An 8,911-nucleotide genomic window follows, 5' to 3' on the forward strand; every position below is an offset into this window, starting at 1 on the left:
GAGCGCCGACGGGCTAGGGGATCAGGCGCTCCGCGCGGTAGCGGTCGAAGAGCGCCGTGAACGAGTCGACGGTGCGGTGGAACGCCGTGAAGCCGGCCAGGCGCGACTTGCCGATGTCGGTGACGACCTCGAGGTTCCGGCCGAGGTCGGCGTCGGTGTGCCACCAGGAGGCGACCCGGGAGAGGTCCGGCTCGATCAGCCCGTGCTCGTCGACGAGGCGCCGCCAGACGGGCTCGGCACCGGCCATCTGCTGCTCGAGCGGCTGCGGCTCCTCACCCGGGCCGACCGGCTCGACGCCGAAGTGCTCCGCGATCCGGGTCCACATCCAGCGCCAGCGGAAGACGTCGCCGTTGACCACGTTGAAGGCCTGGTCGCGGCCCGCCTCCGACGTCGACGCCCAGAGCATCTGCTCGGCGAGGATCGTCGCGTCGGTCATGTCGGTGAGTCCGTTCCACTGCGTGAGCGAGCCGGGGAAGACGAACGGGGTGCCCTCGGCACGGTGGATCGACGCCGCGACCGCGAGGGTCAGACCCATGTTCATCGCGTTGCCGACGGCGTGCCCGATGACCGTGTGCGAGCGGTGCACCGACCAGGTGAACCCGGCGCGCTCGGCTGCGGCGAAGAGCTCGTCCTCCTGCGCGTAGTAGAAGTTCGGGGCGTCCAGGCGCTCCTCCTCCTCGTGGAACGGGGTGTCGGGCATCGCGCCCTGTCCGTACGCCTCGAACGGGCCGAGGTAGTGCTTGAGGCCGGTGACCAGCGCGACGTGCTCGACGGGAGCGTGCGCGAGCGCGGCGAGGAGGTCGCGGACCATGCCGCCGTTGACCGCGATGTTGTCCTCCTCCGTCGCCTGGCGCGACCAGGCGGTGAAGAAGACGTGCGTGGGGCGCTGGTCGGCGAGCACGCGGGCCAGGTCCTCGGAGGAGCGCAGGTCGGCGGCGAGCGGAGTGACGCCGGGGCGCGCGTCGATCGGGCGGCGCGAGAGGGCGGTCACCGGCCACCCCTGCTCGGTGAGCAGGTCGACGAGGGCGGAGCCGCCGATGCCGGTCGCGCCGACGACGAGGGCGCTGCGGGAGTCGGACGGGGGGACGGGAGTGGTGGAGGACATCCCCTGGGCCAACAGATCAGGGCGCGGGGCATTCCCCGATCCGGGCGTCACGGAGGGACACCGGAGGTCACGGAGGGACACCGGGCGTCACGGAGGGACACCGGGCGTCACGGCCGGTCACCGGCGGACCGCGGACCGGGCTCCTCCCCTAGCGTCGAGCACGAGCCGCCCGGGGTGGGCGCAGCGGAACAGGAGCCGATGATGACCGCGACCGACGTGCGGGCCGTGCCCGAGGTGGACTACGAGGAGCTGGCGGGGCGGTTCCGACCGCTGTTCGCCGAGATCGCGGCGGGAGCGGCGGCGCGGGAGAGCGCGCGCGAGCTGCCGGTCGCGCAGATCCGAGCGCTGGCGGAGGCAGGGTTCGGCGCGGTGCGCGTGCCGCTGGAGTCCGGCGGGGCCGGCGCGAGCCTCCCCCAGCTGTTCCGCCTGCTGACGGAGCTGGCAGCCGCCGACTCCAACCTCCCGCAGGCGCTCCGCGGCCACTTCGCCCTGGTCGAGGACCGGCTGCTCGCGACCGACGGGACACGCGAGCGCTGGCTCCGCCGCTTCGCCGACGGCGAGCTCGGCGGCAACGCCTGGACCGAGATCGGCGCGGTCGCGATCGGCGACGTGCTGACGAAGGTCGCTCCGGTCGAGGGCGACCCGACGCGGTTCACCGTGACCGGCACGAAGTACTACTCCACCGGCAGCGTGTTCGCCGACTGGATCGACACCTTCGCCCAGCGCACCGACACCGGCCAGAAGGTGATCGCGATCGTCGACGCGCGCCAGGCGGGCGTCGAGCACGCGGACGACTGGGACGGCTTCGGCCAGCGCACCACCGGCTCGGGGACGAGCACCTTCACGGAGGCGGTGGTCGCGGCCGAGGACGTGATCGACTTCGAGACCCGGTTCCGCTATCAGACCGCGTTCTACCAGGCGGTGCTGCTGGCCGTGCTGGCGGGCTCGATCGCGGGGGCCGAGCGCGAGATCGCGGCCGAGGTGCGGGCGCGGACCCGGATCTTCTCGCACGGGAACGCCGAGTCGTTCGCGGCGGATCCGCAGATCCTGCAGGTGGTGGGGCAGGTCTCGGCCGCCGCCTACGCGGGAGCGGCGATCGTGGAGCGCGCGGCGGTCGCGCTGCAGCGGGCTCACGACGCGGCCCTCGACGGCGACCCGCTCGAGGACGAGAGGCAGAACGACCTCGCCGAGCTCGAGACGGCGCAGGCCCAGATCGTGCTGACGCAGCTGGCCACCCGGGCGACCTCCGACCTCTTCGACGCGCTCGGCGCCTCCGGGGTGAGCACCCGCAAGAACCTCGACCGGCACTGGCGCAACGCCCGTACCGCTGCGAGCCACAACCCGTGGGTGTTCAAGGCGCGGATCGTCGGCGACCACGCGGTCAACGGCACTGTGCCGCCGCGGGTCTGGGCGATCGGCGCGGGGCCGAAGCGGTAGTCCTCGGCGCCGGCCCGGGGGCGGTGGACAGCCGGCGAGAGCGGAGGAGAGGATCGAGGGGCGGCGACGCGGCCGCCGGGACGAGGGGGCTCGCGATGATCCGGACGACGACCACGAGAGGCGCGGGCGCGCTCCTCGCCTGCACGGCGGGCCTGCTCGCGCTGAGCGGCTGCACGGGGAGCGGCGGCGAGGGGACGGGCCCGACGACCGCTCCACCGCTGGTCTCGAGCGCGCCGACGACGAGCAGTGCCGTGCCGACCGCGAGCGCCGGCAGCGCGACTCCGCGGCCCACCGCGACCCCGGCCACCGCCCTGCTCCCCTGCGAGGACCTGCTCACCGCTGAGGAGGAGTCGTCGCTCGCCGAGGACGGTCTCGCCCTCGCGCCCGAGGCGACGGCGTACGACGTCGACTACCCCGTCGTGCAGGAGATCGCCGAGGACGGGGTGCTCTGCCGGTGGACCGGCCAGGGCGACGTCTCGGTCGTGGTCGGGCAGCTGGCGGTCCCCGACGCGGAGTGGCCGGAGCGGAGCGACGCGCTCCTCGCCGACGGGTTCACCGCCGACGACGCCGCGGTTCCCGGCTATCTCGACGGACCCGACGGGCCGGACGAGAGCTACCCCGGCCTCGGCGTCCTCCACCGCGACGGCGTCCTCTACTACGCGAGCTACTCCGGGATCATCGGCTCGATCGTGCCGCTCGCCGGCTGAGACGGCGCATCGACCACCCAGGGCGGGCGCCCGTGGTCGGCGCCGCTCCCCGTGGTCAGCTGCTCGCCGTGGTGGTCGAACGACAGCGGGACTCCCGCCTCGGCGCACTCGCGGCCGATCAGGTCCATGGCGTTCCAGAAGTACTCGCTCGCTCGTCGATCCCCGGAGATCGCGGAGAACAGATTCGTGGTGGCGAGACGAGCAGCGTCGGACGCGATCGAGTTCGAGGAGCGTTCGTCGAAGCCCTCGAGGGCTTCGCGGAACGGTGGACGCAGAACGGGATCGAGTTCCGGCGCGTCGTCGTTCCACGTGCGCTCGAGCGGGACGCAGGGAGCGGCCTCCTGCACGCCTCCCGGCTCCCCGCACCCGGTCAGGAGGAGCGTGGTCGCCAGCAGGGCCGGCACAGCTGTGGTGCGTCTCACGGGTCTCCTGTCGGTCGAGGGCCCGTCCCGGTCCGCTCCCGGCGCACCAGGCTCCTCCGGAACGGATCGAAGGACCGTATCCGGTCCGAGCTCGCCGACCGGCGCCGCGGCGCGGTCCGGCTCCGACAGGCGCGTCCGGCGTGCTGCCCGGCGGGTTCCCCTCCGGGGTCGGGCGGGGCCCGCGGCAGGGGGTAGCGTCGACAGGTGCGATTCCCCTGGCGTTCCCGAGACAGCGAGCGGCTGCCGCGGGACGTGCTCGTGCTGGGGGTCGTCGCCTTCTTCGTGATGCTCGGGTTCGGCGTGGTCGTGCCGGTGCTGCCGACCTACGTGCGCAGCTTCGGCGTCGACTACACCGCCGTCGGCGCGGTCGTCTCGGCGTTCGCGCTGATGCGGCTGGTCGCGAATCCGTTCGTGGGGCCGCTGGTCGACCGGTTCGGCGAGCGGGTCGTGCTCGCCGTCGGCATCGGCATCGTCGCGCTCTCCTCGGCGCTCGTCGGCTTCGCCTCCGACTACCCGCACCTCCTGCTGCTGCGCGGAGTCGGCGGCATCGGCTCCGCGATGTTCTCCGTCGCGGCGATGACGCTCCTCCTGCGCACCGCGAGCCCGGAGCGGCGCGGCCGCTCGATCGGCTTCTACCAGGGCGGCTTCCTGCTCGGCGGCATGGCGGGGCCCGCCGTCGGCGGCGTGCTCACGGCGATCTCGCTCACGGCCCCCTTCTTCTTCTACGCCGGCACGCTCGCGATCGCGGGGCTCGTCGGGCTGATCCTGCTGCAGCGGCCGGAGCGCGACGCGGCGCCGTCCGCCGCGGTGCGGACGAAGCCGCTGCGCGACGTGGCCCGCGACCGCCGCTACCAGAGCGCAGTGCTGGCGAACTTCGCCCTCGGCTGGTCGGCGATGGGCGTCCGCGCGACGCTCGTCCCCGTGCTGGTCGTCGAGGGCCTGGGCGGGCAGCCCGCCTGGACGGGCATCGCCTTCGCGATCGCCGCGGTGGTGCAGACGATCGCGCTCGCTCCGGCCGGCCGCTTCGTCGACACGGTCGGCCGGCGCCCGGCGCTGATCGGCGGTTTCTCCGTCGCGGCGGTGGCGATGCTGGCGATGCCGTTCGTCTCGGAGCTGTGGCTGCTCGTCGTGCTGCTCTGCGTCTACGGAGCGGCGGCCGCCTTCATGGGCACGGCCCCGGGCGCGCTGGTCGGCGACGCGGCGGGCGAGCGAGGCGGCAAGCCGGTCTCGGTGTTCCAGGCCGCGTCCGACCTGGGCGGCGTGATCGGGCCGCTGCTCGCGGGCGCTCTCGCCGACGCCGCGTCGCCGACCGCCGCCTTCGCCTCCGCCTTCGCGCTGCTCGCGGCGAGCGCGCTGCTCGGCCCGCGGATCCCGCGCTCGCGGATCGCCTAGCTGTTCCGACCGCGGGCGTCGACGGGCCAGACGGCGCCGCCGCCGTCGCGCAGGAGGACGTGGTACTCGTCGGCCAGGTTCACCGCGACGCAGACGTGGTTCGGCGCGATCCGGACGCGCGTCCCGAGCGGAAGGTCGACCCCGGTGATCGTCGCGTGGTGCTCCGAGAGCACCGGGATGCGCGCCTCCGGGTGCTCCGGCAGGCGGCCGAAACCGCTCGAGGCCGCGCCGCGATCGGAGGAGAGCACCTTGCTGCCGGCGTCGGCGATCAGGTGGTCGCCGCGGCGGGACACGATCGTGGCGAGGACGGTGACGGCGATGTCCTCGGCCGCCATCGTGCCGATCTCCCACTGCTGGGCGTCGCCGAGGGCCGAGACTCCGGGGCGCAGCTCCGTGAGCACCGAGGAGTCGGCGAACGCGGCCGAGGGGGTCGACCCTCCGCTGACGACGCGGGCGTCGACTCCGGACGCCGCGAGCGACGCGACCGCCTCGGCGAGCGCGCGGGCTTCGTCGCGGGCGGCCGCCGCTCCGTTGCCCGCCGCGTAGCTGTGGCCGGGGAAGGTGAAGACGCCGGCGACGTCGAGTCCGGCCGAGACGGCGGCCGCGGCGATCAGGCCGGCTTCGGCGGGGAGCACGCCGCTGCGGTGGTGGCCGGAGTCGATCTCGACGACGACCTCGAGCCCCTCGCGCTCGGGCAGGGCCGCGGCCAGGCGCTCGGCCGACTCCGCCGAGTCGACGCCGACCCGCACGCGGGCGCTCGCGAGGACGCGGCGGAGGCGGCCGGCACGCTCGGCGTCGAGCCAGAGCGGGTAGGCGATGAAGAGGTCGCGCACGCCTCCCGCCGCGAACACCTCCGCCTCCGACACGGTCGCGACGGTGAGCCCGACGGCCCCCGCGGCGAGCTGGCGCCGGGCGATCTCGAGCGACTTGTGCGTCTTGGCGTGAGGGCGGAGCGCCAGGCCCCGCCCACGGGCCGCCGCGGCGACGGCGGCGATGTCGCGGTCGAGCACCGCCTCGTCGAGCACCAGCGCCGGAGTGGCGAGAGCGTCGAGGACGGCGGAGCGGGCGGAGGAGTCGGCGGCGGCGGTTTCGACGGTCACGCGCCGAGCCTAGGCGGCACCACCGGCCCGCGTCCCGGCCGTCAGGGTGGCCTCGGCCCGGTCCGCCGCCGGTCGTCGAGCCCAGCGGAAGGCCCCGCGGACGGATCCCGTCGAGCAGGTCACGTCGTCGACCTCGGAGGCGGCCGCGCCGCTCCGCTCGGTCACCGTCTTCTGGATCGCCCACCGCTGCTCCGGGACGCTCGCCCCGACGCTCCTGGGCTTCGGCGTGGTCCGGCTGAGCACCCTCGTCCACTGAGCGTTCATCCTCCGCGGGATGCGGGGACGGCCCCGGCGCTGCCAGGCTGAGCGGATGACTCCGCAGTCCTCCCGCCTCCGGCCCTTCGGCCCGTCCGGCGCCACCGTCACCCGGCTGACCCTCGGCACCTCCTGGCGCCCCGAGCGCGTCGCCGACCTCGACCGGGTGCCGGCCCTCGAGCGCGTCCTCGACTCCGACGCCTCCTCCCGGGCCGTGTCCGTCGTCGACACCTCCAACGAGTACGCCGGCGGCCACAGCGAGCGCCTGATCGGCGAGGCCCTGCAGGCCCGCGGCGGCGTCCCCGAGGGGATCACCGTGGTCACCAAGCTCGACCGCGACCCGAGCACCGGCAGCTACTCGGCCGAGCGGATGCGCCGCAGCCTCGACGAGAGCCGCGAGCGCCTCGGGATGGACGTCCTCCCGCTGCTCTACCTGCACGATCCGGAGCGCATCTCGTACGACGAGGCCTTCGCCGAGGACGGCCCGGTCCGTGCGCTCATCGCGATGAAGGAGGCGGGCGTCGCCCTCTCGATCGGGATCTCAGGCGGACCCGCACCGATGCTGCGCCACTACGTCGACACCGGCCTGTTCGATGCGGTGATCACCCACAACCGCTTCACGCTGGTCGACCGCTCCTCCGAGGAGCTGATCGACGCCTCCGTCGACCGCGGCGTGATCGTGGTCAACGCGGCGGTCTACGGCGGAGGCGCGCTCGCGCGCTGGCCGGAGCCCGTCGCCTCCTACGCGTACCAGCCGGCGCCGCGGGAGATCGTCGACGCCGTCGCGGCGATGGGAGCGGCCTGCGACCGGGCGGGCGTGCCGCTCGCCGCCGCCGCGCTGCAGTTCTCGACCCGCGACCCCCGCGTGACGACGACGGTCGTCGGCGCCACCTCCGCCGAGCACTACGACTCCTTCGTGGCCGACGACGCGCTCGAGATCCCCGACGCGCTGTTCGAGGAGCTGGAGTCGCTGGCTCCGCCGAGCACCGTCTGGCAGGACGCGCCCGGGTCGACCTGGCCGCGCTGATCCGGGCATAGCCGGGCTCTCCTCCCGGTTGGAGCACGTGACCCCCTCCGCGAGATGCCACTTGCGTACGCCTTCCGCGGCGTGTCGCGTACCGAAGTGGCATCTCGCGGGGAAGCACGACAGGAGAGACATGACCGACACCGCCTTGTTCCAGCCGCTGACCCTCCGCTCGAGGACGGCCCGCAACCGCCTCTGGGCGGCGCCGATGTGCCAGTACTCGGTGGAGGCGCAGGACGGCGTGCCCACCCCCTGGCACCTCGTGCACCTCGGCGGGATCGCGCGCGGAGGATCGGGCGTCGTCATCGCGGAGGCCACCGCCGTCGTCCCCGAGGGGCGGATCAGCCCCTGGGACACCGGGCTGTGGAACGACGAGCAGCGCGACGCCTGGGCCCCGATCGTCGACTTCGTGCACGGGCAGGGCGCGCTCGCGGGCGTGCAGCTCGCCCACGCCGGCCGGAAGGCGTCGACCTACCGCGAGTGGAGCGGACGCGGATCCGTGCCGCTGGGGGACGGCGGCTGGCCGACCGTCGCTCCCTCGGCCGTCGCGTTCGAGGGCTACGCGGAGCCGCGCGAGCTCGCCGCGGAGGAGCTGCCCGGCCTCGTCGAGGCGTTCCGCGACTCCGCCCGCCGCGCCGCGGACGCCGGCTTCGACGTGATCGAGCTGCACGCCGCGCACGGGTACCTGCTCCACCAGTTCCTGTCGCCGCTCTCGAGCACTCGAGAGGACTCCTACGGCGGCTCGCTCGAGAACCGGGCGCGCCTGCTGCTCGAGGTGGTCCGCGCGGTCCGCGCCGAGATCGGGGAGCTCGTGCTGCTCGTCCGCTTCTCCGCGACCGACTGGGCCGAGGGCGGGTGGACGCTGGAGGAGACGATCACCGTCTCGGAGTGGGCGCGCGCCGAGGGTGTGGACCTCTTCGACGTGTCGACCGGCGGACTCGTGCACGCGAGCATCCCGGTGGCGCCGCTCTACCAGGTGCCGTTCGCGCGCGACCTGCGGAAGGCGACCGGTGCGCTGGTCGGCGCCGTGGGACTCATCACCACGGCCGAGCAGGCGGAGGGCGTGGTCGCGAACGGCGACGCCGACGTCGTGCTGCTCGCCCGCGAGCTGCTGCGCGACCCGAACGCCCCGGTGCGGATGGCGCACGAGCTCGGCGCGGACCTGCCGGTGCCGCCGCAGTACACACGCGCCTGGCGCTAGGGGCCCAACGGCGAGGTGCCACTTGTGCGCACGCCTCGCGGCGTGTCGCGTGCACAAATGGCATCTCGCGGAGGGGAGCGGTCGGGCTCCCGGCAGGAGAGCGTCAGCTCTCGGAGGGCTCCTCCGCAGGAGCGTCCTCCTCGGGGTTGAAGTGCGAGTCTCCGGAGACCCCCACCGCCAGCCCGTCCTCGGAGTGCGGGATGGTCTCGTCGTCGCCGAGACCGTTCGCCTTCTTCTCGCCCTCGGACGAGGCGGCTGCGTCGGTCAC

General features: G+C 74.3%; 10 protein-coding genes. 6 read left to right on the plus strand and 4 right to left on the minus strand.

Features of this window, described 5'->3' with window-relative positions; translation table 11 throughout:
* Positions 1 to 13: 13 nt before the first annotated feature.
* Positions 14 to 1,105 carry an SDR family oxidoreductase gene (locus C5C24_RS13305; RefSeq protein ID WP_104305187.1) on the minus strand — a complete coding sequence of 364 codons (1,092 nt, stop codon included), beginning with the start codon at positions 1,103 to 1,105 and terminating at the stop codon, positions 14 to 16.
* 201 nt (positions 1,106 to 1,306) lie between these two features.
* Here C5C24_RS13305 and C5C24_RS13310 point away from each other — a divergent pair, with 201 nt between their 5' ends.
* A complete protein-coding gene (locus tag C5C24_RS13310) occupies positions 1,307 to 2,542 on the plus strand; it encodes an acyl-CoA dehydrogenase family protein (RefSeq protein ID WP_104305200.1) in 1,236 nt (411 codons plus the stop codon).
* 95 nt (positions 2,543 to 2,637) lie between these two features.
* On the plus strand, positions 2,638 to 3,249 hold the full coding sequence (locus C5C24_RS13315; RefSeq protein WP_104305188.1) for a hypothetical protein: 612 nt from the start codon (positions 2,638 to 2,640) through the stop codon (positions 3,247 to 3,249).
* Here the strand turns inward: C5C24_RS13315 and C5C24_RS13320 are convergent.
* Entirely contained in the window at positions 3,207 to 3,671 is a 465-nt protein-coding gene (locus C5C24_RS13320) for a hypothetical protein (protein ID WP_146082622.1), read from the minus strand. The two genes, C5C24_RS13315 and C5C24_RS13320, sit on opposite strands and share 43 nt — an antisense overlap.
* Positions 3,672 to 3,875: 204 nt before the next feature.
* Here C5C24_RS13320 and C5C24_RS13325 point away from each other — a divergent pair, with 204 nt between their 5' ends.
* Positions 3,876 to 5,063, plus strand: coding sequence for an MFS transporter (locus C5C24_RS13325; protein WP_258065246.1), 1,188 nt, complete (start codon positions 3,876 to 3,878; stop codon positions 5,061 to 5,063).
* On the opposite strand, the gene C5C24_RS13330 is transcribed toward C5C24_RS13325, so the two are convergent.
* Complete coding sequence (locus tag C5C24_RS13330; protein ID WP_104305190.1) at positions 5,060 to 6,163, minus strand: alanine racemase; 1,104 nt, start codon at positions 6,161 to 6,163, stop codon at positions 5,060 to 5,062. The genes C5C24_RS13325 and C5C24_RS13330 overlap by 4 nt on opposite strands.
* Before the next feature lie 46 nt (positions 6,164 to 6,209).
* Here C5C24_RS13330 and C5C24_RS13335 point away from each other — a divergent pair, with 46 nt between their 5' ends.
* The 3 genes from C5C24_RS13335 (at position 6,210) to C5C24_RS13345 (ending at position 8,643) form a co-directional block, all read left to right on the plus strand.
* Complete coding sequence (locus C5C24_RS13335; protein WP_104305191.1) at positions 6,210 to 6,419, plus strand: hypothetical protein; 210 nt, start codon at positions 6,210 to 6,212, stop codon at positions 6,417 to 6,419.
* A gap of 54 nt (positions 6,420 to 6,473) precedes the next feature.
* Positions 6,474 to 7,445, plus strand: a complete 972-nt coding sequence (locus C5C24_RS13340) for an aldo/keto reductase (RefSeq protein WP_181110016.1) — start codon at positions 6,474 to 6,476, stop codon at positions 7,443 to 7,445.
* Between the two features lie 130 nt (positions 7,446 to 7,575).
* A complete protein-coding gene (locus tag C5C24_RS13345) occupies positions 7,576 to 8,643 on the plus strand; it encodes an NADH:flavin oxidoreductase/NADH oxidase (protein ID WP_104305193.1) in 1,068 nt (355 codons plus the stop codon).
* Positions 8,644 to 8,746: 103 nt separating this feature from the next.
* On the opposite strand, the gene C5C24_RS18045 is transcribed toward C5C24_RS13345, so the two are convergent.
* A complete protein-coding gene (locus C5C24_RS18045; RefSeq protein ID WP_181110014.1) occupies positions 8,747 to 8,911 on the minus strand; it encodes a hypothetical protein in 165 nt (54 codons plus the stop codon).

It is taken from the genome of Rathayibacter sp. AY2B3 (genome assembly GCF_002931755.1).
Lineage (GTDB): Bacteria > Actinomycetota > Actinomycetes > Actinomycetales > Microbacteriaceae > Rathayibacter.